At 71.7% G+C, this 26,927-nt stretch carries 4 protein-coding genes; all 4 read left to right on the plus strand.

The window, feature by feature from the left end:
* A partial coding sequence (locus tag ACFYY6_RS36340) for a type I polyketide synthase (RefSeq protein WP_389197455.1) occupies nucleotides 1-7,439 on the plus strand: 7,439 nt, incomplete at its 5' end.
* A 98-nt stretch (nucleotides 7,440-7,537) separates the two neighbouring features.
* Nucleotides 7,538-17,647, plus strand: a complete 10,110-nt coding sequence (locus tag ACFYY6_RS36345; RefSeq protein WP_389197457.1) for a type I polyketide synthase — start codon at nucleotides 7,538-7,540, stop codon at nucleotides 17,645-17,647.
* Between the two features lie 4 nt (nucleotides 17,648-17,651).
* Nucleotides 17,652-26,060 (plus strand): SDR family NAD(P)-dependent oxidoreductase, encoded by an 8,409-nt coding sequence (locus ACFYY6_RS36350; RefSeq protein WP_389197459.1) that lies wholly within the window; start codon nucleotides 17,652-17,654, stop codon nucleotides 26,058-26,060.
* The gene (locus ACFYY6_RS36355; protein WP_389197461.1) at nucleotides 26,057-26,818 is read left to right on the plus strand and encodes a thioesterase II family protein; all 762 of its coding nucleotides are present in this window, start codon (nucleotides 26,057-26,059) and stop codon (nucleotides 26,816-26,818) included. The genes ACFYY6_RS36350 and ACFYY6_RS36355 overlap by 4 nt, the downstream gene beginning before the upstream one ends.
* The last annotated feature ends 109 nt before the right edge of the window (nucleotides 26,819-26,927 follow it).

The following is a 26,927-nucleotide window of genomic DNA, read 5'->3' on the forward strand; positions in this document are numbered from 1 at the left end:
GCATCACCTGCGCCGAGGCTCGCCTCCTCCCCACCCTCCACAAGAACCTCGACGAAACCCACGCCGTCACCCGCGCCACAGCCGAACTCCACGTCAACGGAACGCCCGTCGAATGGCAGGCTTTCTTCAGCAGCGAGGAGACCGCCCCGCGCCGTGTGGAGCTGCCAACGTACGCGTTCCAGCGCAGCCGGTACTGGCTCGACGCAACGTCGGGGCGTAGGGAGCGGACCGGTGGTTCGCCGCTGGACGGCTGGCGCTACCAGGTGGTGTGGCGGTCGATGCCGTCCGGCGCTGCCGAACTCACGGGTGACTGGCTGCTCTTGGTTCCCGCCGGTCACGAGGGCCGCCCTCTCGTACGGGACATCGTCCGGGCCCTGGAGGCCGGGCATGGTGCCGTACGACAGGTCGTGCTCGACACGGCCGACGCCGATCGGGTGCGATTCGGCGAGGAACTGCACGGTGCGCTCGGGGAGTTCGATGCGACGGGCGTGCTGTCGCTGCTCGCGCTGACCGACGAGGACATCGCCTCGGCAGCACCGACGCTCGCTCTCTTCCAGGCGCTCGGCGACGCGGGCATCCAGGCCCCTCTGTGGTGCCTCACCCAGGGCGCGGTCACCACCGGCGGCTCCGACCCGCTGATCCACCCCGCCCAGGCGCAGGTCTGGGGCCTGGGGCAGGTCGCCGCGCTGGAGCACCCCGACCGCTGGGGCGGACTCGTCGACCTGCCCGAGCAGCTCGACGAACGCGGCGGCGCACACCTGCGTGCCGTACTCGCCGCCACGGCGTCCGGCAGCACTGAGGACCAGGTGGCCATCCGCGCGGCCGGTGTCCTCGCCCGACGACTGGCCCGGGCGAGCAGCAGCGGTACAGCCTGGCAGCCGCGCGGCACGGTTCTGATCACCGGTGGTAGCGGCGCGCTCGGCTCCCGCGTAGCGCGCTGGGCGGCCGAGAACGGGGCCCAGCACTTGGTCCTCGCCAGCCGGCGCGGTGGTGAGGCCCCCGGAGCCACCGACCTGAGCGGTGAACTCACCGCGCTCGGCGCCAAGGTGACCTTGGCCGCCTGCGATGTGAGCGACCCCGAGCAGGTGCGTACGCTCATCGCCGACCACCCCGACCTCACCGCGGTCGTCCACACGGCCGGCAGCCTCGACGACGGCGTGCTCGACCACCTCACTGCGGACCGTCTGGGCCACGTACTGCGTCCGAAGGCGACCGCCGCCGAACTCCTCGACCAGTACACGCGTCACCTCGACCTCGACGCCTTCGTACTCTTCTCCTCTGCGGCCGCCACCTTCGGCAACGAGGGCCAGGCCAACTACGCGGCGGCGAACACACACTTGGACGCGCTGGCACAGCGGCGGCACGCACTTGGGCTGCCCGCGACCTCGGTGGCGTGGGGTGCCTGGGCGGACTCGGGCATGGCCACGGGGCAGGGGGCGGCCGAGCAGTTGCATCGCAGCGGGTTCCCCGCGATGTCCCCGGAGCTGGCGCTCACCGCGCTGGCGGAGGCCGTCGGGCACGGCACTGCGGCGCTGACCGTCGCCGACATCGACTGGGCCCGCTTCGTACCGGCGTACACCGCCGCCCGGCCCAGCCCGCTGATCTCCGACCTGACGGACGTACGGGATCTCCTGGCTGCGGCCGGGTCCTGTGACGCACAGCTCGACGAGGAGTCGCTGACCGGGCGGCTTGCCGCGCTGTCGGCGCCGAAGCGTGAGGAGCTGCTGCTGGAACTGGTGCGGACACAGGCGGCGTTGGTGCTCGGCCACGCCGGGCCGCAGTCGGTGGCGCCGAACCGTGCGTTCAAGGACCTCGGCTTCGACTCGCTCGGCGCGGTCCAGCTGCGCAACCGGCTGAACGCGGCCACCGGGCTGCGGCTGACCACCAGCGTGATCTTCGACTACCCGACGGCGGGCGAGCTGGCGCGTCATGTGCTGGGCGAGTTCCCCGGCCTCGGGGGCGACGGCGGGCAGACCGGCCACACCGCCACCGCCCTGGGTGCGGCGGCCACCGACCACGACCCGATCGTGATCGTGGCCATGAGCTGCCGTTTCCCGGGCGGGATCCGGACGCCCGAGGAGTTGTGGGCGCTGCTGGCTGCCGGTGGTGACGCGGTCTCGCCGTTCCCCGCCGACCGCGGCTGGGACCTGGAGGCGCTCTACGACGCCGACCCGGACCGTTCCGGCACGTCCTATGTGCGGGAGGGTGCCTTCCTCCAGGGAGTGGGCGAGTTCGACGCGGCCTTCTTCGGCATCAACCCGCGTGAGGCCCTGGCAATGGACCCGCAGCAGCGGTTGCTGCTTGAGACGTCCTGGGAAGCCTTCGAGCTGGCCGGCATCGACCCCAAGTCGCTGCGCGGCAGCAAGGCGGGCGTGTTCGTCGGCAGCAACGGGCAGGACTACGCCACCTTGCTCCGGCAGGTGCCGGAGACGGTCGAGGGGTATCTCGGCACCGGTATCGCGGGCAGTGTGGCGTCGGGCCGGGTGGCGTACACCCTCGGCTTGGAGGGCCCGGCCGTCACCGTCGACACGGCCTGCTCCTCCTCGCTGGTCGCATTGCACATGGCCGCGCAGTCGCTGCGCTCCGGCGAATGCTCGCTCGCCCTTGCGGGCGGTGTGACGGTCATGTCGACTCCCGAGGTCTTCGTGGAGTTCAGCAGGCAGCGGGGGCTCGCTCCCGACGCCCGCGTCAAGGCCTTCGCCGAGGCCGCCGACGGAACCGGGTGGGGCGAGGGCATCGGCATGCTGCTGCTGGAGCGCCTGTCGGACGCCGAGCGACATGGACACCCTGTGCTGGGCATCGTGCGCGGCACGGCCGTCAATCAGGACGGGGCCAGCAATGGTCTGACCGCCCCGAACGGACCCTCGCAGCAGCGGGTGATCCGGCAGGCACTGGCCAATGCCGGCCTCACCCCTGACCAGGTCGACGCCGTCGAGGCACATGGCACCGGTACCACCCTCGGCGATCCGATCGAGGCTCAGGCCCTCCTGGCCACCTACGGGCAGGACCGGCCCGCCGAACGGCCCTTGTGGCTGGGCTCGGTGAAGTCCAACATCGGCCACACGCAGGCCGCCGCCGGTGTCGCCGGTGTCATCAAGATGGTCATGGCCATGCGTCATGAGGTCCTGCCGAGGACACTGCATGTCGATGAGCCCACCAGCCATGTCGACTGGGATGCCGGGGCGGTCACCCTCCTCACGGAGGAACAGGCCTGGCCCGGGAGCGACCGGCCTCGCCGCGCCGGCGTCTCCTCCTTCGGGGTCAGCGGCACCAACGCCCACGCCATCATCGAGGAGCCCCCGGCCGTCGCCGATCCGCAGGATCAGCCCGCCGAACCGGGCGTCGTGCCGTGGGTGATCTCGGCACGGACGGCGGACGCGCTGCGCCACCAGGCACGACAGCTCCGCGAGTACGTCGATCAGCGGCCTGAGCTGGATGCCGTGGCCATCGCCGACACGCTCGTCCACGGGCGCGCCCTGTTCGAACACCGCGCTGTCGCAGTGGGCGGCAACACCGCCGAACTCCTCCAGGCTCTCGACGCCCTCGTCCAGGGCGAGCCTTCGCCCCACCTCGTGCAGGGCGTCGCGTCGGACGAGACCGGCAAGACCGTGTTCGTGTTCCCGGGGCAGGGGACTCAGTGGGCCGGCATGGGCGCGGACCTCCTGGACATCATGCCGGTGTTCGCGGAGTCGATCGCTCGCTGTGAAGAGGCCCTGGTCCCTTACGTCGACTGGTCGCTGACCGATGTTCTCCGCTCTGGTGCGGAATTGGACCGTGTCGACGTCATCCAGCCCGTTACCTGGGCAGTGATGGTCTCGCTCGCCGCCACCTGGCAGCACCTCGGCATCCGCCCCGCGGCCGTGGTCGGTCACTCCCAGGGCGAGATCGCCGCAGCCGCTGTGGCGGGCGCGCTGTCTCTGGAGGACGCGGCCAAGGTCGTCGCCGTACGCGCCCAGATCATCGGCGAACACCTCGCCGGCCGGGGGGCCATGGCCTCCGTTCCACAGCCCGTCCACACCGTCGAAGGACAGCTCCCGAGCGGTGTCAGCATCGCCGCCGTCAACGGCCCCAACGCCACCGTCGTTTCGGGCGACAAGGACGCCGTCGAAACCCTCGTCGCTCAGCTCCAGGAACAGGACGTCCGAGCCCGGCTCATCCCCGTCGACTACGCCTCACACTCAGCGCACGTCGAAACGATCGAGGGCCACTTGGCAACGGCCCTCGCAGGGATCACGCCCCAGACCTCCGAAGTCCCGTTCTTCTCCACCGTCGAACCCGGATTCCTCAACACCTCCGAACTCGACGCCAATTACTGGTACCGCAACCTCCGCCAGACCGTCCACTTCCACACCGCCATCCAGCAGCTCAGCGACAGCGGCCACACCACCTACATCGAGTCCAGCGCCCACCCCGTCCTCACCTACAGCATCGAAGAAACCGAAGGCACAGAGACCATCACCGGCACCCTCCGCCGCAACGAAGGCACCCTCACCCGCCTCCTCACCTCCGCAGCCCACCTCCACACCCACGGCCACACCATCAACTGGCCAATCCCCCACAGCCGACCCATCGACCTCCCCACCTACCCCTTCCAGCACCAGCGCTACTGGCCCGCTCTGGCCGCCGTACGGCCCGTCGACGCCGTGTCCATCGGGCTGGGCGCCGCAGGCCACCCCCTCCTCGGCGCGGCCGTGGAGCTGGCGGGCACGGACACGCACCTGTTCACCGGCCTGCTCTCCCTGCAGAGCCGCCCCTGGCTGGCGGACCACGCCGTGACCGGAACCGTGCTGCTGCCCGGCACCGGGTTCCTCGAACTCGCCCTCCAGGCCGGTCACCACGTCGGCTGCGACACCGTAGAGGAACTGACCCTCGAAGCGCCCCTGGTGCTGCCCGAGAAGGGCGGGGTTCGTGTCCAGCTCCGGCTCGGGGAGGCCGACGAGTCCGGTCGGCGGGAGCTGAACCTGCACTCGCGGGCGCAGGACGCCGGGGACGACAAGCCCTGGACCCTGCATGCCACCGGCATCCTGGCCCCGGGACAGCAGTCCCCGAGGCCGGACTCCGACCTGGCCGCGTGGCCGCCCTCCGGTGCGGAGGCGATCACAGTGGCGGATGCCTACGATCGCCTGGCCGCGCTGGCTGTCGAGTACGGCCCTGCTTTCCAGGGGCTGCGGGCGGCATGGCGGCGCGGTGACGAAGTGTTCGCCGAGGTCGCCCTGCCGGAGGAGCACTCCGCCGAGGCCAAGGACTACGGCATCCACCCGGCGCTGCTCGACGCGGCGCTCCAGCCGCTGGGCATGGGCGTCCTGTTGACCGAGCCCGGTGAGGGGATGACCCGTCGTCCGTTCGCGTGGAGCGGTGTGACGCTGCATGCCCAGGGCGCGATCGCGGGCCGGGTGCGGATCGCCCTGGCCGGTGAGGAGGCCGTGTCCGTCACGGTGGCCGACCCGGCGGGCCGACCGGTGGCCTCGGTCGACGTACTGACGCTGCGCCAGGTCGGTACGCGGCAGGACGCGGAGACGCGCAGCGACTCGCTGTTCCGCGTGGAATGGGTGCCGATCGCCGTGTCGAGAACGGGAGCGCCGGCCGGACGGTGGGCGCTCATCGGCGGCGGCAGCGGTCACGGCAATGTGGACGTGTACGAGGATCTCGGCAGCCTGGCCGCCGCGGCCCACCCCGTTCCTGAGCTGGTCTTCGCGCGCTTCCCTGAAACCGCCGAGACCGCCGACAGCACCATGGCGTCGGATGCCGTACGCCGGGTCACACACCGCGCGCTGGACCTCGTACAGGCGTGGCTGGCCGACGAGCGGTTCGCCGCGTCCCGGCTGGTGATCCTGGCCGGGCAGGGCCTGACCGGTGCGCCGGTCTGGGGACTCGTCAGGTCGGCGCAGGTGGAGAATCCCAGCCGTTTCGTACTGGTCGACACGGACGGGTCCGGCGACGGCGAGCCCGATTGGGAGCTGCTGGCGGCCGCTGCCGTCGGCGACGAGCCTCAGCTGCGGCTGGACGGTGGCGAGCTCAGCGCACCGCGTCTGGCGCGTGTCCCCCGGCCCGACCAGGCGGGCCCCGGATTCGCCGCCGAGGGCACTGTCCTGCTGACCGGTGCCTCGGGTGGGCTCGCCCGGTTGCTCGCGCGGCATCTGGTGAACGAGCGCGGGGTCCGGAATCTGCTGCTCGCGTCTCGCAGCGGGGCCGCTGCCGACGGTATGCCGGAGCTGGTGGCCGAGCTGACCGGGCTCGGTGCCGCGGTCGAGGTCGCTGCCTGTGACGTAGCCGACCGGGAGGCGCTGGCCGAGTTGCTGGCAGCCGTACCGGCGGAGCGCCCGCTGACCGCTGTGGTGCACACGGCGGCTGTCCTGGACGACGGGGTGGTTGAGGCGCTGACGTCGGAGCGGGTCGACCGGGTGCTGTGGCCGAAGGTCGACGGGGCGCTGAATCTGCATGCGCTCACCCAGCATCTGGACCTGTCCGCGTTCGTGCTGTTCTCCTCGCTGTCGGGCACCCTCGGCGGTGCGGGACTGGCCAACTACTCGGCGGCCAACGCCTTCCTCGACGCCCTCGCCCGCCACCGGCACGAGCGCGGGCTGCCCGCAGTGTCGCTGGCCTGGGGCCTGTGGGAGCAGCGCAGCGGTATGGCCGGACGGTTGAACGATGTGGACCTGGCCCGGATGTCCCGGGTCGGGGCGGCGCCGATGTCGGCGGACGAGGGCCTGGCCCTGTTCGATGCCGCCACCTCACTGGACGAGGCCGTGGTCGTGCCGACCCGGCTGGATCTTGCGGAGCTGCGCGCGCAGGCGGCGGCCGGTGTCATGGCGCCGCTGTTCCGCAGTGTCGTCCGCACGTCGGCCGTCCGGCGTACGGCGTCCGCGGCCGGTGACCGTACCGAGGAAAGCGCCTCCGGGATCGCCGGCCGACTGGCCGGGCTGGCCCGCGCCGATCAGGAGCGGATGCTGCTGGATCTCGTACGGGAGCAGGTCACGGCCGTGCTCGGGCATGCCACGCCCGAGGAGGTGCGGGCGAACCGGGCCTTCAAGGATCTCGGGTTCGACTCGCTGACCTCCCTCGAGCTGCGCAACCGTCTGCGGTCGGCGACCGGGCTGCGGCTGACCCCGACCCTGGTCTTCGACTACCCCCACCCGGCCGCGCTCGCGCAGCGGCTGCTGGACGAACTCGTACCGCAGGAACAGGAGAACGGACTGCCTCTCACGGCGGAGTTGGAGCGGCTGGAGGCCGCCTTTCTCAAATCCTCCGCCCTCGAAGACGACGCACGAGACAAGATCGCGGCACGGCTGCAGGCCCTGCTGTGGAAACTGGACGACACCCGCGGCGGAGCGAAGGCGAACGACGCCGAAGGGACCGCTGAGGACGGTGAGTTGGACTTCGATCCCGTCAGCGACGACGAGATGTTCGACCTCATCGACAAGGAGCTGGGCCAGCTCTGATCCCGTCGCCGTACCGGTTTCCGGTTTCCGCGCCTCGCGCTGCCGCCTCTCCTCCCTGCCGTGCCAACTGACCACTGGCCTTTCTAGGACGTGACCTGATGTCAAAGCCCGCCCGTTCCTCCGACGCTGCCCAGAACATGACCGAGGACAAGCTCCGCGAGTACCTGAAGCGGGTCGTCAACGACCTGCGCCAGACCCGCCGTCGGCTCAACGAGGCGGAGGCGAAGGACCATGAGCCGATCGCCATCATCGGGATGAGCTGCCGTTTCCCGGGTGCCGTCCGTTCCCCGGAGGACCTGTGGCAGGTCGTCGCCGAGGGCCGTGACGCGATCTCCGCGTTCCCCGACAACCGCGGCTGGGACCTGGAGAAGCTGTACGACCCAGACCCGGACCGCTCCGGCACGTCCTATGTGCGGGAGGGCGGATTCCTTTACGACGCCGCCGACTTCGACCCGACGTTCTTCGGCATCTCGCCACGCGAGGCCTTGGCGATGGACCCGCAGCAGCGGCTGCTCCTGGAAACGTCCTGGGAGGCCTTCGAGCGGGCCGGCATCGATCCCCAGTCGCTGCGGGGCAGCAAGGCGGGCGTTTTCGTCGGCAGCAACTACCAGGACTACGCGACCCGACTGCCCGAGGTGCCGCCCGAGCTGGAGGGGCATCTCGGTATCGGCAACACCCCGAGCGTGGTGTCCGGCCGGGTGGCCTACACCCTGGGCCTTGAGGGCCCGGCCGTCACCGTCGACACGGCCTGCTCCTCCTCGCTGGTCGCCCTGCATCTGGCCTGCCACGCGCTGCGGCAGGGCGACTGCTCGATGGCCCTGGCCGGCGGTATCTCGGTCATGTCGTCGCCAGCCTCGTTCGTCGAGTTCAGTCGGCAGCGGGGGCTTGCGCCGGACGCCCGCGTCAAGGCCTTCGCCTCGGGCGCGGACGGTACGGCACTTTCCGAGGGCATCGGCATGCTGCTGGTGGAGCGGCTGTCGGACGCGCGCCGCAACGGGCACAGGGTCCTCGCTGTGATCCGCGGCAGCGCGATCAACCAGGACGGGGCAAGCAACGGCCTGACCGCGCCCAACGGCCCCTCCCAGGAGCGGGTCATCCGCCAGGCGCTGGCTTCCGCCCGCCTCACCCCCGACCAGGTCGACGTGGTCGAGGCACACGGCACCGGCACCAAGCTGGGCGACCCCATCGAGGCCCAGGCCCTGCTCGCCACGTACGGCCAGGACCGCCCGGCCGACCGGCCGCTGTGGCTGGGTTCGGTGAAGTCCAACATCGGCCACACCCAGGCCGCCGCCGGTGCGGCCTCGATCATCAAGATGGTCATGGCCCTCAACCAGGGCCTGCTGCCGCGCACTTTGCACGTGGACGAGCCGTCCTCCCGTATCGACTGGGAGGCCGGCGCGGTCTCGCTGCTCACCGAAGAGGTGCGTTGGCCTGCGGCGGACCGCCCGCGACGCGTCGGCATCTCCTCCTTCGGTATCAGCGGCACCAACGCCCACGCCGTGCTGGAGGAGGCTCCGCCCGTCGAGTCGGACGAGGAACAGCCGACCCATCCGGGTGATGCCGTGCCGTGGGTGATCTCCGCCCGGACGGCGGACGCCCTGCGCGCCCAGGCACGACAGCTCCGCGAGTACGTCGAGGAGCGGCCCGAGCTGGACATCGCCGAGGTCGCCCATGCGCTGGCCACGACCCGGTCCGCGTTCGAGCACCGCGCGGTCGCGGTGGGCGGCAGCCACAGCGAACTCCTCAAGGGCCTCGACGCCTTGGCACACGGGGAGCCCTCGCCTCAGCTCGTGCAGGGCATCGCGCCTGACGAGACCGGCAAGACCGTGTTCGTGTTCCCCGGGCAGGGGACGCAGTGGGCCGGTATGGGTGCCGAACTCCTCGACTCCGTACCAGTGTTCGCGGAGTCCATCGCTGGGTGCGAGGCAGCGCTTGCGCCTTACGTCGACTGGTCGCTGACCGATGTCCTGCGCTCCGGCGCCGAGTTGGATCGCGTAGACGTCATCCAGCCGACGACCTGGGCCGTCATGGTCTCCCTCGCCGCGACCTGGCAGCAGCTGGGTGTCCGTCCTGACGCGGTGGTGGGTCACTCCCAGGGCGAGATCGCGGCTGCGGCTGTGGCGGGTGCGCTTTCGCTGGAGGACGCGGCGAAGGTCGTCGCCGTACGTGCCCGGATCATCGCCGAGCACCTGGCCGGACGGGGCGCCATGGCCTCCATTCCACAGGCTGCCCACACCGTCGAAGGACAGCTCCCCAGTGGTGTCGGCATCGCCGCGGTCAATGGTCCGAACACGACCGTGGTCTCCGGTGACAAGGACGCCGTAGAAGCCCTCGTCGCTCAGCTTCAGGCACAGGACGTCCGGGCCCGGCTCATCCCCGTCGACTACGCCTCACACTCCGCGCACGTCGAATCCATCCAGGACGCGATCGTTACCGCGCTCTCCGGGATCACACCTCGGCCCGCCGAGGTCCCGTTCTTCTCCGCCGTCGAGCCCCGCTTCCTCAACACCTCCGAACTCGACGCCGGTTACTGGTACCGCAACCTCCGCCAGACCGTCCACTTCAGCACGGCTATCGAGCAGCTCACCGAGAGCGGCTACACGACCTACGTCGAGTCCAGCGCCCACCCCGTCCTCACCTACAGCATCGAGGAAGCCAACGGTGTTGAGACCATCACCGGCACCCTCCGCCGCAACGAAGGCACCCTCACCCGCCTCCTCACCTCCGCAGCCCACCTCCACACCCACGGGCACACCATCAACTGGCCCATCGGCCAAGGCCAGCCCATCGACCTCCCCACGTACCCCTTCCAGCACCAGCGTTACTGGATCGACGTACCGGAGACCGCGGCGGCGCACGCCCCCGCCCCCACAACGGACATCGTCGACACGCGCTTCTGGGAGGCCGTGGAGAACGAGGACTGGGAGTCGCTCGCGGACACGCTCGACGTACCCGGCGACGCCTCGCTGAGCACGGTGCTTCCGGCGCTCGCGTCCTGGCGGCAGGAGCGCAGGCGTCTGGCGACGGTGAACGACTGGCGCTATGGGATCAGTTGGAAGCCGGTGGCCGACGGGGGCACCGCGACCGGGCTCGGCGGGACGTGGCTGGTGGTGTTCCCGGAGGGGCGTGCCACCGACGACGTCGTCCGTACGGCGGCCGAGGGGCTGGCGAGTCACGGCGCGCAGGTCGTGCCGCTGGAGCTGAACACCTCCGAGGCCGCGCGGGGGACGTACCTCGACCTCATCGGTGAGGCGCTGTCCGCGCAGGAGGCTCCGCCGGCCGGTGTGCTGTCCTTCCTCGCGCTCGACGAGCAGCCCTGCCCCGCGTATCCGGCGATGTCGGCGGGTGTCGCCGGGACGCTCGCTCTCGTCCAGGCCCTCGGTGACGCGCGGCTTGAGGTGCCGGTGTGGTTCGGGACGTGCGTTGCGGTGGCCGTCGGGGCCTCGGACACCCTGGCCGCCCCGGTGCAGGCGCAGGTCTGGGGCATGGGCCGGGTCGTGGCGCTGGAGCAGCCCGAGCGTTGGGGCGGTCTCGTCGATCTGCCCCGCGAGCTGGACGACCGGGCGCGGGCGCGGTTGTGCGCGGTGCTGGCCGGGCTGGCGGGCGAGGACCAGGTGGCGATCCGCCCCTCGGGCGTCTTCGCCCGGCGGCTGGTGCGGTCCCCGCTGGACGTCGCGACGCCCGACCCGGCCGCGCCCGGCTGGCGGACCAGTGGTACGGCGCTGGTGACCGGCGGCACGGGAGCGCTCGGTCCCCACATCGCGCGGTGGCTCGCCTCGAACGGGGCCGAGCATGTGGTGCTGACCAGCAGGCGCGGTCCGTCCGCCCCGGGTATGGCCGAACTGGCGACGGAGCTGGACGCCGAGGGGGTCCGTCTCACGGTGGCCGCGTGCGACGCCGCCGACCGCGACGCGCTCGCGGGTGTGCTGGAGCGGCTGAAGGCCGACGGGGAGTCTCTGCGTACGGTCGTACACGCAGCAGCCTTCATCGAGTTGGCGTCGCTCGCCGAGTCGGGGCTCGACGAGTTCGCGGACGTGCTGGCCGCGAAGGTGGGGGGCGCCGCGCACCTGGACGAGCTGCTTGGCTCCGACGACCTCGACGCGTTCGTGCTGTTCTCCTCCATCGCAGGTGTCTGGGGCAGCGGCGACCACGGCGCCTATGCCGCCGCCAACGCCTATCTGGACGCGCTCGCCGAGCAGCGCCGGGCCCGCGGTCTGAAGGCCAGCTCGATCGCGTGGGGTGTCTGGAACGTCTGGGACCCGGAGCGGCTTCCGGAGGGTGTCAAGCCTGAGCAACTCCAGGCGCGGGGGCTGCCGTTCCTCGACCCGGAGACGGCCTTCTCCGCCATGCGTCAGATCCTCACGCACGACGAGACGTTCGTGGCCGTGGCCGAGGTGGACTGGGAGCGCTTCGTCCCGGTGTTCACCTCGGCGGGACCCCGTCCGCTGCTCGCCGGTGTGCCCGAGGCGCAGCGCGAGACCGAGGCAGCCACGTCGACCTCGTCTGGGCCGGACGCGGCGAGGGTTCCGTCGTCGCCGCTGCGCGATCGGCTGGAGGGTCTCGGGGCCGACGAGCGGAACCGGGTGCTGCTCGATCTGGTCCGCGCCCAGGCCGCCTCGGTCCTCGGCCATCCCTCCAGTGAGGCGGTCGAGCCGGGGCGGGCTTTCCGTGACGTGGGCTTCGACTCGCTGACCGCGGTCGAGCTGCGCAACCGGCTCACCACGGCCACCGGGCTGCGGCTGCCGGCGACGCTGGTCTTCGACTACCCCTCCCCCGGTGTGCTCGCCGGTCATTTGCGGGACGAGTTCTTCGGCGCGCTGCCCGACGCGGCATCGGCCGGGGCCGCCGCGGCGCCGCCGGCCCTGCCGGCCGCCGACGACGACCCGATCGTCATCATCGGCATGGGCTGCCGCTTCCCGGGCGGCGTGCGCTCGCCCGAGGAGCTGTGGGAGCTGCTGCTGCGCGACGGAGATGTGATCTCCGGGCTGCCGACCGACCGAGGCTGGGACCTCGACGCGCTGTACGACCCGGATCCGGAGCAGCGCGGCAAGTCGTACACCCGGCACGGTGGATTTCTGTACGACGCCGCCGGCTTCGACCCTGCGTTCTTCGGCATTTCGCCGCGCGAGGCGCTGGCGATGGACCCGCAGCAACGACTGCTCCTGGAAACGTCCTGGGAGGCCTTCGAGCGGGCCGGCGTCAACCCCCAGTCCCTGCGGGGCAGTCGTACGTCCGTGTTCGCGGGCGTCAGCTACCACGACTACGGCTCGCGCCTCGGTGAGACCCCGGAGGAGATCGAGGGCTACCTCGGCACGGGCAACACCGCGAGCATCGCCTCGGGCCGTGTCTCGTACGTCCTCGGCCTCGAAGGCGCCGCGGTCACGCTGGACACGGGCTGCTCTTCGTCGCTGGTCGCTCTCCATCTCGCGGCGCAGTCGCTGCGGCAGGGCGAGTCCACGCTGGCGCTGGCCGGCGGTGTGTCCGTGATGGCGGTGCCCACCTCCTTCACCGAGTTCAGCCGGCAGCGCGGTCTGTCCGTGGACGGCCGGTGCCGGGCGTTCTCGGCGGACGCCGACGGCATGGGCATGTCCGAGGGCGTCGGCATGCTGCTCCTGGAGCGGCTGTCGGACGCGCGGCGCAACGGACACCGGGTCCTGGCCGTGGTCCGAGGTACGGCGATGAACCAGGACGGCGCCAGCAACGGCCTCACCGCCCCCAACGGCCCCTCCCAGCAGCGAGTCATCCGCCAGGCCCTCGCCAACGCCGGTCTCACCCCCGATCAGGTCGACGCCGTCGAGGCCCACGGCACCGGCACCAAGCTGGGCGACCCCATCGAGGCTCAGGCGCTGCTGGCCACCTACGGCCAGGACCGCCCGGCCGACCGGCCCCTGTGGCTGGGCTCGGTGAAGTCCAACATCGGCCACACCCAGGCCGCTTCGGGTGTCGCGGGCCTCATCAAGATGGTCATGGCACTCCAGCACGGCGTCCTGCCGAGGACGCTGCACGTCGGCGAGCCGACACCCAAGGTGGACTGGTCGGCCGGGGCTGTCGCCCTGCTGACCGAGCAGACGCCCTGGCCCCGCACGGGACAGCCGCGCCGCGCCGGTGTCTCGTCGTTCGGCATCAGCGGCACGAACACGCACGCCGTGCTGGAGCAGGCACCGGATGACGAGCTGGTCGTGGAATCGGAGCCTTCGGGTGCGGTGGTGCCGTGGGTGATCTCGGCACGGACGGCGGACGCGCTGCGCGATCAGGCACGGCAGCTTCGCGCGTACGTCGATCAGCGGCCTGAGCTGGATGCCGTGGCTGTCGCCGGCACGCTCGTCCACGGACGCGCCCTGTTCGAGCGCCGCGCCGTGGTCCTCGCTGAGGCGCCTGATGCCATCGCCGCCGCGCTCGACGCGCTTGCCACCGGGCAGCCTCACACCCACCTTGTCCAGGGCCAGGTCAAGAACACCGGCAAGACCGTGTTCGTGTTCCCCGGGCAGGGGACGCAGTGGGCCGGAATGGGCGCGGACCTCCTGGACACCGTGCCGGTGTTCGCGGAATCCATCGCCCGGTGCGAGGAAGCGCTTGCGCCTTACGTCGACTGGTCGCTGACCGATGTCCTGCGCTCCGGCGCGCAGCTGGACCGTGTCGACGTCATCCAGCCTGTGACCTGGGCCGTCATGGTCTCCCTCGCCGCCACATGGCAGCGCCTCGGCATCCGCCCCGACGCGGTCGTGGGCCACTCCCAGGGCGAGATCGCGGCTGCGGCTGTGGCGGGTGCGCTTTCACCGGAGGACGCGGCGAAGGTCGTCGCCGTACGTGCCCGGATCATCGCCGAGCACCTGGCCGGACGGGGCGCCATGGCCTCGATCCCACAGCCCGTCGAGGTGGTCCGGGAACACCTGACCAGCGGTATCGGCATCGCGGCCGTCAACGGTCCGAATGCGACCGTCGTTTCGGGCGACAAAGACGCCGTCGAGGCCCTCGTCGCTCAGCTCCAGGAACAGGACGTCCGAGCCCGGCTCATCCCCGTCGACTACGCCTCACACTCGGCCCACGTCGAAAGGATCGAGCAGCAGCTGGCCGAAGCGCTCGCGGGAATCACGCCCCAGACCTCCGAAGTCCCGTTCTTCTCCACCGTCGAACCCGGATTCCTCAACACCTCCGAACTCGACGCCAATTACTGGTACCGCAACCTCCGCCAGACCGTCCACTTCCACACCGCCATCCAGCAGCTCAGCGACAGCGGCCACACCACCTACATCGAGTCCGGCGCCCACCCCGTCCTCACCTACAGCATCGAAGAAACCGAAGGCGCAGAGACCATCACCGGCACCCTCCGCCGCAACGAAGGCACCCTCACCCGCCTCCTCACCTCCGCAGCCCACCTCCACACCCACGGCCACACCATCAACTGGCCAATCCCCCACAGCCGACCCATCGACCTCCCCACCTACCCCTTCCAGCACCAGCGCTACTGGATCAACCCCACCAGCGACAGCCGGACGCACCTCTCCGGCGCGGGTCTCTCGGCCGCCGGCCACCCGCTGCTGGGCGCTGCTGTGGAGCTAGCGGGTACGGACACGCACCTGTTCACGGGACGGCTGTCTCTCCAGAGCCACCCCTGGCTGGCGGACCACGCCGTGGCCGGAACTGTGCTGCTGCCCGGCACCGGGTTCCTCGAACTCGCCCTCCAGGCCGGTCACCACGTCGGCTGCGACACCATAGAGGAACTGACCCTCGAAGCCCCGCTGGTCCTTCCTGAACGGGGCGGGGTCGACGTGCAGATGAACGTGTGCGCGCCCGACGACTCGGGACGGCGTGAGCTGAACCTGCACTCACGTGCGCAGGACGCCGACCGCGACGAGCCGTGGACTCGGCATACCACCGGCACCCTGACCCCGGCACAGCAGTCCCCGGGGCCGGACGCCGGCCTGAGCGCGTGGCCGCCGCCCGGGGCCGAGCCGGTGGAGGTCGAGGGTTACTACGACCGGCTTGCCGAGCAGGGCTATGGCTACGGCCCCGCCTTCCACGGCCTGCGGGCGGCGTGGCGGCGCGGTGACGAGGTGTTCGCCGAGGTCGCGCTGCCGGAGGAGGAGCCCGCTGACGCCGCGGACTACGGAATCCACCCGGCGCTGATGGACGCGGCGCTGCACGCGCTGGGTCTGGGCGTGCTGCCTGCGGCGGGCGAGGGACGGGCGCGGCTGCCTTTCTCCTGGAATGGTGTGACTCTGCACGCGGCGGGCGCCGCCGCGCTGAGGGTGCGCGTGGCGCCGCTCGGGGACGCCGAGGACACGGTGTCGGTCACCGTGGCCGACTCAGCCGGAGCGCCCGTCGCCACGGCCGAGTCGCTGGTCGTACGGCCGGTGGTCACGGCGCAGTTGGACGCGGCCGGCTCGTCCTTGCATGACAGCCTCTTCCGTGTCGACTGGGTGACACCCCCGGCAGGGTCCTCCTCTGTCGAGGCCCGGCGCTGGGCGGTCCTCGGGCCGGACCCGCTGAAGGTGGGGCAGTCGCTGGAGGAGACCGGTGCGACGGTGTTCGCTGCCGACCACCTGGACTCCGTGACCATGCTGGACGCCACTCCGGACGTGGTGGTCGTGCCGTACGCTCCTCAGCTGAGCGGCACCGACAAGCTCGCCGCGCGAGTGCATGAGGTGCTGTACGGGGTGCTGGAGCTGGTTCAGGGATGGCTGGCGGACGAGCGTTTCGCCGACTCCCGGCTCGTACTGCTCACCCGCAACGCCGTCGTCACCTCACCCGAGGACACCCCCGACCTGGAACACGCCTCCATCTGGGGCCTCATCCGCTCCGCCCAGTCCGAACACCCCGACCGGATCGTGCTCATCGACACCGACAACCAGGACACTTCCTCAATTCAGGGCGCACTGAGCACCGGTGAGTCTCAGATCGCCATCCGCGAAGGCAAGTTCCTGGCGCCGCGCCTCGCCCGGGCCACTCCCGCGAAGGCCGCAGTCCCCGTCTTCCGTCCCGACAGTACGATCCTGATCACCGGCGCCACCGGCACCCTCGCCACACACGTCGCCCACCACCTCGTCACCCACCACCAAGTCCAGAACCTGGTCCTGCTCTCCCGCCGCCCCGCCGACGAACTCGCCACCACCCTCAACGACCTCGGCGCGAACTCAACCATCGTCACCGGGGACGTAACCGACCCAGACACCCTCACGCACGCCCTCACCAAGCACCCCGTCACCGCCGTCATCCACACCGCGGCCACCCTCGACGACGCCACCGTCGACAACCTCACCCCCGACCAACTCGACACGGTCCTGAACCCGAAGCTCGACGGGGCCCTCCTCCTCCACCAGCTCACCACCCAACTCACCCCCGACCTGGACGCCTTCGTCCTCTTCTCCTCCGCAGCAGCCGCCTTCGGCGGACCCGGGCAAGGCGCCTACGCAGCCGCCAACACCTTCCTCGACACCCTCGCCCACCACCGCCACGCCCAAGGCCAGCCCGCACTCTCCCTCGGCTGGGGCCTCTGGGAAGACCGCAGCAGCATGACCGGCAACCTCACCGACACCGACCTCCACCGCATGACCCGCCACGGAGTCGGCGCCATGAGCACCGAGGACGGGCTGCGGCTGCTGGACGCTGCCTCTGCGACGGGTGAGTCGCATCTGCTGCCGATCCGGCTCGACGTCGGGGCGCTGCGGCGACGGGCCGACGACGACAGTCTCCCGGCGCTGCTGCGGGGGCTTGCCCAGCGTCGGGTGCGGCGCAACACCGCGGAGGCCGGCACTCGGCGGCCCACGGAGCTGTCGCTCGCCGAGCGGCTCGACCGGGTGTCCGGTGAGCGGCGGGCGCAGGCTCTGGAGGATCTGGTGGTCGCGCAGGTGGCGGCCGTGCTCGGGCACGCCTCGACGGCCGCGATCGAGCCGGAGCGTGCCTTCAAGGACATCGGGTTCGACTCGTTGACCGCGGTCGAGCTGCGCAACCGGCTCAACACGGCCACCGGGCTGCGGCTGCCCGCCACGCTCGTCTTCGACCAGCCGACTCCGCAGGCGATCGCCCGGTTTGTGGAGCGGAAGCTGTTCCCGCAGGAGAGCGCGCAGGCTCCCGCCCCAGCCGCGCAGGACTCAGTCCACGACGTCCGCGCCATCGACGTGGACGCGATCGACGAGATGGATGTCGACCTCCTCATCAACCTTGCTTTCGACGGCGACAGCGCCAGAACCGACGCGGAGCGTGAGTGACCTCATGAGCAACCCCAACGACAATGTCGTCGCCGCCCTGCGGGCGTCCCTCAAGGAGACCGAGCGGCTGCGGCAGCACAACCGCGAACTCACCGAGCGCGGCCGGGAGCCGATCGCGATCGTCGCGATGAGCTGCCGCTACCCCGGCGGTGTACGCACCCCGGAGGACCTGTGGCGGCTGGTGGCCGCGGGCGAGGACGCCGTGTCGGAGTTCCCGACGGACCGAGGCTGGGACCTGGACGGGCTGTACGACCACGGCGGATTTCTGTACGACGCGGCCGACTTCGACACCGCCTTCTTCGGGATCTCACCTCGCGAGGCCCTGGCCATGGACCCGCAGCAGCGGCTGCTCCTGGAGACCTCCTGGGAGGCAGTGGAACGGGCCGGCATCGACCCGCGCGCCTTGCGCGGCAGCCGTACGGGCGTCTTCGCCGGAGTCATGTACCACGACTACGGCACGCTGGTCGGTGAGTCGCCGGACGCCGTCGAGGGCTATGTCTACAACGGCAGCGCGGGCAGCGTCGCCTCCGGCCGGGTGTCCTACACGCTCGGCCTGGAGGGGCCGGCGGTGACGGTCGACACGGCCTGTTCCTCCTCGTTGATCGCCCTGCATCTGGCCGTGCAGTCGCTGCGCACCGGCGAGTGCTCGCTGGCGCTCGCCGGTGGCGTGGCGGTGATGTCGACGCCGACGCTGTTCGACGAGTTCAGCCGGGGTCAGGGGCACGGGCTGGCGCCGGACGGCCGGTGCAAGGCGTTCGCGGACAGCGCCGACGGGACCAGCCTGTCGGAGGGCGTGGGTCTGCTGTTGCTGGAGCGGCTGTCGGACGCCCGCCGCAATGGCCACCCCGTACTGGCGGTGGTCCGCTCCACGGCGGCCAACCAGGACGGCGCGAGCAACGGCCTCACCGCACCCAACGGCCCCGCGCAGGAGCGCGTGATCCGGGACGCGCTGGCCGCCGCCGGTCTGACCGGCGCGGACGTCGACGTCGTTGAGGCCCACGGCACCGGCACGACCCTCGGCGACCCCATCGAGGCACAGGCCCTCCTCGCCACCTACGGCCAGGACCACACTCCCGAACAGCCCCTCTGGCTCGGCTCGTTGAAGTCCAACATCGGCCACACCCAGGCCGCCGCAGGCGTCGGCGGAGTCATCAAGATGGTCATGGCCATGCGCCACGGCCTCCTCCCCCGCACCCTCCACGTCGACACACCCTCCACCCACGTCGACTGGGACTCCGGCGCCGTATCCCTGCTGACCGAGGAGCGGCCCTGGCCGGCCGCCGACCGGCCGCGCCGTGCGGCGGTGTCGTCCTTCGGCGTGAGCGGCACGAACACACACGCCGTACTGGAAGAGCCTCCGGCGGAGGAGGCCTCCGAGGACGCGCCGGAGCGCGGGGCCGGGATGCCGGTCGTGCCGTGGGTGCTGTCCGCGAGGTCGGCGGTCGCGTTACGTGAACAGGTCTCAGCGGTACGGGAGTTCGCCCGGGAAACCGACTCGGTCGATGTCGGCTTCTCGCTCGCCACGGGGCGTTCGGCGTTCGAGCACCGGGCGGTGCTACTGCACTCCGACGGTGGGCTCGACGCGGCCCTCGCGGCGCTCGCCGGGGAGTCGGACGGCGCACCGGGGCTGGTGATGGGCGCAGGCCACCGGGCCGCCCGCACGGCCTTCCTCTTGACTGGTCAGGGCAGCCAGTACCCGGGGATGGGCCTGGAACTCCACGCCGCCTACCCGGTGTTCGCCGAGGCCTTCGACGAGATCTGTGCCTGCCTTGACCCGTACCTCGAACGCCCGCTGCGCGAGGTCGTGTTCGCCGAGCCCGGCACACCCGAGGCGGCGCTGCTCGACCGGACGCAGTACACCCAGGCGGGTCTGTTCGCCGTAGAGGTGGCGCTGTTCCGGCTGGTCGAGGCGTGGGGGATGCGGCCCGCCGCGCTGCTGGGCCACTCCGTCGGCGAGCTGGCGGCGGCGCATGTGTCGAAGGTGCTCACCCTGCCGGACGCGTGCGCGCTGGTGGCCGCTCGCGGCCGGCTGATGGAGGAGTTGCCGGCAGGCGGGGCGATGGTGTCCGTGCGTGCCACCGAGGACGAGGTCGCGGAGGTGCTGACCGGGCGCACGGAACGCGTGTCGGTCGCGGCCGTCAACGGGCCTCAGTCCGTCGTCGTGTCCGGCGACGAGGACGCGGTGCTCGCCGTGGCCGCCGAACTCGCTGAGCGGGGACGCCGTACCAAGCGGCTCAATGTCAGCCATGCCTTCCACTCGCCCCGGATGGACGCCATGCTGGAGGAGTTCCGGGCGGTCGCGAGCTCGCTGCGGTACAGCGATCCGCTGATCCCGGTCGTCTCCGATGTGACCGGCCGTACGGCGACCGCCGAGGAGCTGACGGACCCGGACTACTGGGTGCGCCATGTCCGTCAGGCGGTGCGTTTCGCCGACGGCATGCGAACGCTGGGCGAGTTGGGCATCGGTAGCTGCCTGGAACTCGGCCCCGGCGGCGTGCTCTCCGGGATGGGCGAGGACTGCCTGCCGGGCGACGCGGTGGCCTTCGCCGCCGCTCTGCGCCGGGATCGCGCCGAGCCGGCGTCGGTCGTGGAGGCGGTGGCGACGGTGTTCGCCCACGGTGCCCGCGTCGACTGGGCGGCGCTGTTCGCCGGCAGCGGCGCACGGCGGGTGGAGCTGCCGACCTACCCCTTCCAGCGGCAGCGTTACTGGCCGAAGGCCGCGTCCGGCGCGGCCGGGGACGTACGCTCGCTGGGCCTGGACGCGGTGAACCATCCGCTGCTGGGTGCCGTGCTGGAGAGCGCGGACGGCGACGAGCTGCTGTTCACCAGCCGGGTCTCGCTCGCCGGTCAGCCGTGGATTCGCGGCCACCGCGTCGAGGGCGCCGCCCTGCTGCCGGGCACCGCGCTGGCGGAACTCGCCGTACGGGCCGGGGACCGGGCCGGTTGCCCGCTGCTGGAGGAACTGACCCTCGAAGCACCGCTGGTGCTGCCCGAGGACGGCGGGCTACGGCTCCGGGTGCGGGTCGGCGCCGCCGACGAGTCCGGCCGGCGCACGCTGACCGTGCACGCGCGGCCCGACGGGGACGCGGCGCAGGACGGCCTGCCCTGGACGCGGCATGCCGGCGGTACCCTGAGCCCGGACCGCCTCGGCTCCGGCCCCGGACTGGACCTGAGCGGCGACTGGCCGCCGACCGGGGCGCAGCCGCTCGACCTCGACGGCCGCTACGAGCGGTTCCGGGAGAGCGGCTTCGAGTACGGCCCTCAGTTCCAGGGGCTGCGAGCGGCATGGCGGCTCGGTGACGAGGTCTTCGCCGAGGCCGCCCTGCCGGAGGAACTGGCCGGGGATGCCAAGGACTTCGAGCTGCACCCCGCCCTGTTCGACGCCGCACTGCAGGCGGTCGGTCTCAGAGGCCTGGCCGAGGACGGCGCGGCGGCGCTGATGCCGTTCTCATGGCGGGGCGTACGCCTGCATGCCACGGGCGCCACCGTGCTCCGGGTACGGCTGGCCGTGACGGGTCAGGACGAGGTACGGCTGGACGCCGCGGACGCCCTGGGCAGCCCGGTCCTGACGGTCGACTCGCTGGCACTGCGGCCGCTGTCCGGCGGGACGGCGGGTGCCGCTGCCGCGGCTGTAGTGCGGGACGCACTGTTCCGTGTGGAGTGGGTGCCGGTCGATGCCGCGCAGACGGAGGGTCGGGAGGCGGTCTGGCTGTCCACCGACGAGGGGCTTCCCGCCCTTCCCGGTGCTCCCGACGTCGTGATCGCTCCTTGCCCGTCCGGTGAACGGACGTCCCTGCACGGGGTGCTGGAGCTGGTTCAGGGATGGCTGGCGGACGAGCGTTTCGCCGACTCCCGGCTCGTACTGCTCACCCGCAACGCCGTCGTCACCTCACCCGAGGACACCCCCGACCTGGAACACGCCTCCATCTGGGGCCTCATCCGCTCCGCCCAGTCCGAACACCCCGACCGGATCGTGCTCATCGACACCGACAACCAGGACACTTCCTCAATTCAGGGAGCACTGAGCACCGGTGAGTCTCAGATCGCCATCCGCGAAGGCAAGTTCCTGGCGCCGCGCCTCGCCCGGGCCACTCCCGCGAAGGCCGCAGTCCCCGTCTTCCGTCCCGACAGTACGATCCTGATCACCGGCGCCACCGGCACCCTCGCCACACACGTCGCCCACCACCTCGTCACCCACCACCAAGTCCAGAACCTGGTCCTGCTCTCCCGCCGCCCCGCCGACGAACTCGCCACCACCCTCAACGACCTCGGCGCGAACTCAACCATCGTCACCGGGGACGTAACCGACCCAGACACCCTCACGCGCGCCCTCACCGAGCACCCCGTCACCGCCGTCATCCACACCGCGGCCACCCTCGACGACGCCACCGTCGACAACCTCACCCCCGACCAACTCGACACGGTCCTGAACCCGAAGCTCGACGGGGCCCTCCTCCTCCACCAGCTCACCACCCAACTCACCCCCGACCTGGACGCCTTCGTCCTCTTCTCCTCCGCAGCAGCCGCCTTCGGCGGACCCGGGCAAGGCGCCTACGCAGCCGCCAACACCTTCCTCGACACCCTCGCCCACCACCGCCACGCCCAAGGCCAGCCCGCACTCTCCCTCGGCTGGGGCCTCTGGGAAGACCGCAGCAGCATGACCGGCAACCTCACCGACACCGACCTCCACCGCATGACCCGCCACGGAGTGTCCGGGCTGTCCGCGGCCGAGGGGCTGGCGTTGTTCGACGCGGCGTGCGAGTCGGGTGAGGCGCATCTGCTGCCGATCCGGCTCGACGTCGCGGCCCTGGGGCGGTCCCTCGACGGGGGGCCCATACCGGCGTTGCTGCGCGGGCTGTTCCGGCGCCCGGTGCGCCGTGCCGCCGCGCGCGAGGGGGCGGAGCCGCAGGGCGGGTCACTGGTCGCCCGGCTGGGCGAGTTGGAGCCTGCCGAGCGTGTGGAGGTGGTGCTGGGCCTGGTGCGGGAGCACACCGCAGCGATCCTCGGATACGCGGGCGCGGGCGGCGTCGAGGCCGAACTCAGCTTCAAGGACCTGGGCTTCGACTCGCTGACGGGTATCGAGCTGCGCAACCGGCTGGCCTCGGCCACCGGGCTGCGACTGCCCGCCACGCTGGTGTTCGACCACCCGAGCCCGTTCGAGCTGGCCCGGCACATCGTCACCGAGGCCCTCGGCGACGAGCCCGGCCCTGTGGCCGGCCCGGCGCAGCAAGGTGCCCAGGACGAGGACGCGGTGGCCGTCGTGGCCATGGCCTGCCGCTATCCGGGCGGGGTGCGCACCCCGGAGGACCTGTGGCGGCTCGTGCACTCCGGCGGCGACGCCATCTCCGGGTTCCCGGACGACCGCGGCTGGGACACGGAGGCGCTGTACCACCCGGACCCGGACCACCCCGGCACGACGTACGCGGTGGAAGGCGGATTCCTGTACGACGCGGCCGGGTTCGACGCGGGCTTCTTCGGGATCTCGCCGCGCGAGGCCCTGGCCATGGACCCGCAGCAGCGGCTGCTCCTTGAGATTTCCTGGGAGGCAGTGGAACGGGCCGGTATTGACCCGCGCTCCCTGCGCGGCAGCCGTACGGGCGTGTTCGCCGGGGTCATGTACCACGACTACGGCACACAGGTGACCGAGGTGCCGGAGGGTCTGGAGGCGTTCCTCGGCAACGGCAGTTCCGGCAGCATCGCCTCCGGCCGGGTGGCGTACCACCTGGGGCTGGAAGGCCCGGCGATCACCATCGACACCGCCTGCTCCTCCTCGTTGGTCGCCCTGCATCTGGCCGCGCAGTCGCTGCGCAACGGCGAGTGCTCCCTGGCGCTCACCGGTGGTGTGACCGTTATGACCACACCCGGCACCTTCATCGGGTTCAGCCGGCAGCGCGGTCTGGCCCGCGACGGGCGCTGCAAGGCGTTCGCGGCCTCTGCGGACGGCACCGGCTGGGGCGAGGGCGCGGGGGTCCTGCTGCTGGAGCGGCTGTCGGACGCCCGGCGCAACGGCCACCCGGTGCTGGCGGTGGTCCGCGGCAGCGCGGTGAACCAGGACGGCGCGAGCAACGGTCTCACCGCCCCGAACGGGCCCGCGCAGCAGCGGGTGATCCGCCAGGCCCTCGCCAGTGCCGGGCTGACCGGCGCGGACGTCGACGTGGTCGAGGCCCATGGCACCGGCACCACTCTCGGCGACCCCATCGAGGCACAGGCCCTCCTCGCCACCTACGGCCAGGACCACACTCCCGAACAGCCCCTCTGGCTCGGCTCGTTGAAGTCCAACATCGGCCACACCCAGGCCGCCGCAGGCGTCGGCGGAGTCATCAAGATGGTCATGGCCATGCGCCACGGCCTCCTCCCCCGCACCCTCCACGTCGACACACCCTCCACCCACGTCGACTGGGACTCCGGCGCCGTATCCCTGCTGACGGAGACCACCGAATGGCCGGACACGGGCCGTGCGCATCGCGCGGCTGTCTCCTCCTTCGGTATCAGCGGGACCAACGCCCATGTCGTACTGGAGCACGCCGAGCCGGACGACAACCCGGCCACGGAAAGCGAGCCGGGTGGTGTCGTCCTGCCGTGGGTGCTGTCCGGCAAGAGCGCGGCGGCCTTGCGCGCGCAGGCAGCCCTGTTGCGGGACTTCGTACAGGAGCGGCCGGAGCTGACCGCCGCGCAGGTCGGGCTGTCGCTGGCCACGACCCGGTCGGCGTTCGGGCACCGGGGTGCCGTGCTGGCCGATGACCCGGCGGACCGGCTCGCGGCTCTCGACGCGCTGGCCCGTGGCAAGGACTCGCCGTTCGTGGTGCGGGGTGCGGGCAAAACCGGCCACAGGGTCGCCTTCCTGTTCTCCGGGCAGGGCACCCAGCGGGCCGGGATGTGCCGGGAGCTGTACGCCTCCTCCGGGGTGTTCGCCGCGGCCTTCGACGAGGTCTGCGCGCACTTCGGTCCGTTGCTGGAACGGCCCCTGGCCGATGTGGTGTTCGCCGAGTCCGGCACCCCGGACGCGGAGCTGCTGGACCGTACCGAGTACGCGCAGCCCGCGCTGTTCGCCGTAGGGGTGGCGCTGTTCCGGCAGTTGGAAGCTTGGGGGCTGCGGCCGGAGCTGCTGGCGGGGCACTCGATCGGTGAACTGGCCGCGGCGCATGTCGCCGGGGTCTTCGATCTGCCCGACGCGGCCAGGCTGGTGGCGGCGCGCGGCCGGCTGATGCAGTCGCTGCCCGCCGACGGGTCCATGACCTCGTTGCAGGCGGCGGAGGACGAGGTGCTGCCGCTGCTGGCCGGGCGGACGCACGAGTTGGGGGTCGCGGCGGTCAACGGGCCTTCGGCCGTGGTTGTTTCGGGCCGCGCGAGTGCCGTCGAGGAGATCGCCGCGCACTTCGCGGGTCTGGGCCGCAGGACCCAGCGGCTGCGGGTCAGTCACGCCTTCCACTCGCCGCTGCTGGACCCGGTGCTGGAGGAGTTCGCGGCGGTCGCGCGTGAGGTGTCGTATCGGGCGCCGGGTATCCCCGTCGTCTCCGACGTCACCGGGGAGACTGCTGCCGACGGGCTGCTGGAGGACCCCGGCTACTGGGTGCGGCACGCGCGGGAGGCGGTCCGTTTCGCCGATCAGCTCACGCATCTGGAGAAGGAGGGCGTGACCGCGTACGTCGAGGTCGGCCCGGACGCCGTGCTGGCCCCGATGGCCCGCGAGAGCCTGGGCGGTCATGCGCTGGTGGTGCCCGTCCAGCGGCGCGACCGTGCCGACGCCGTCACGCTGGGGACGGCCATCGCCAAGCTGCATGTCCATGGGGTGTCCCCGGACTGGAAGGCGGTGTTCGCCCCCACCGGCGCCCGTACGGTCGAGCTGCCGACGTACGCCTTCCAGCGCAGCGCGTACTGGCTGCCGTCGGGGCCGACCGTGTCGCGGGCCTCGACGCCGATGGCCCGCAGCGGTGACCTGGAGCGGCGCTTCTGGCAGGCCGTCGAAAGCCGGGATCTCGGTGCCCTGGCCTCGCTGCTCGACGTCGACTCCGCCCGGGAGGCCGACTCCCTCAACGCCGTGCTGTCGCTGCTGGCGGCGTGGGACCACGGCAGGGCTGCGGCCGGCACGCTGGAGGACGCCCCGGAGCCCGAGGACGACGGGGACCTGGCACAGGCTCTGGCCGGGGCGTCCGAGCAGGAGCGGCCCGCGCTGCTGCTGGACGCGGTGCTGTCCGCCGCGTCCGCGGTGCTCGGGCATGCCGATCCGTACGCGCTGCCGGCCGACCAGGACTTCCTCGACGCCGGTTTCGCCTCGCTGACCGCGGTGGAGCTGAGCGGACGGCTCACCAAGGTCACCGGCATCGACCTGCCGCCCACGCTGATCTACGACCACCCCACGCCGGCGGAACTCGCCGCGCATCTGCACGAGGAGATGAAGAGGACCGCGTCATGACCCCCACACGTACAGAGAGCCCCTGGGTCCGCCGCTATCAGTCGGCGCCCGCCGACGCCGTCACCCTGGTCTGCTTCCCGCACGCCGGCGGCTCGGCCACGTCGTTCCACCCGCTGTCCCGGGCGCTGGCCGGGCGGCTGGACGTGGTGGCCGTGCAGTATCCGGGCCGTCAGGACCGCCATCAGGAGCCCGCGTTCGAGGATCTGCACGAGCTGGCCGACGCCGCGTTCGAGGCGGTCGTCGAGGCCGTAGGCATCGACCAGCCGCTCGCCCTGTTCGGGCACAGCATGGGCGCGTCCGTCGCCTTCGAGGTGGCCTCGCGGCTGGAGCAGCGGGCCGGTGTGAAGCCCGTCTCCCTGTTCGTGTCGGGGCGCCGGGCGCCGTCCCGGCACCGCAGCGAGGATCTGCACCGCAAGGGCGACGACGCTCTGCTGCGGGAGATCCGCGCCCTGGACGGCACCGCGCAGGCGGCGCTGGACGACGAGGACATCGTGCGGATGTTCCTGCCGTCCCTGCGGGCCGACTACAAGGCGATCGAACGGTACCGCGGCGCGCCGGGCGCGACGGTCGGCTGCCCCGTCGTAGCGCTGACCGGCGACACCGACCCGAAGACCACCGTGGAGGAGGCCGGGGCCTGGCAGGAGCACACCACCGGCCCCTTCGACCTGCGGGTCTTCCACGGCGGTCACTTCTTCGTCTCGGAACAGACCGACGCCGTCGCCCAGGTGCTGTCCGGGCAGCTGGACCGGTTCCGGTGAGCACGGCCGCGCTGGTCGCCCACCCGCGCCGGCCTGGGGTCGCAAGGGGTCGGCTAGGGGTTATCCGGGTCGGGAGGCGCACATAGCGTGACCGCGAATTCACCGTTCT

The sequence above is a fragment of the Streptomyces sp. NPDC001750 genome, assembly GCF_042892615.1.
GTDB lineage: Bacteria > Actinomycetota > Actinomycetes > Streptomycetales > Streptomycetaceae > Streptomyces.

Coding starts and splice junctions, on each gene's coding strand:
- ACFYY6_RS36345 (WP_389197457.1), top strand. CDS start 7,538: ATGTCAAAGCCCGCCCGTTCCTCCGACGCTGCCCAGAACATGACCGAG.
- ACFYY6_RS36350 (WP_389197459.1), top strand. CDS start 17,652: ATGAGCAACCCCAACGACAATGTCGTCGCCGCCCTGCGGGCGTCCCTC.
- ACFYY6_RS36355 (WP_389197461.1), top strand. CDS start 26,057: ATGACCCCCACACGTACAGAGAGCCCCTGGGTCCGCCGCTATCAGTCG.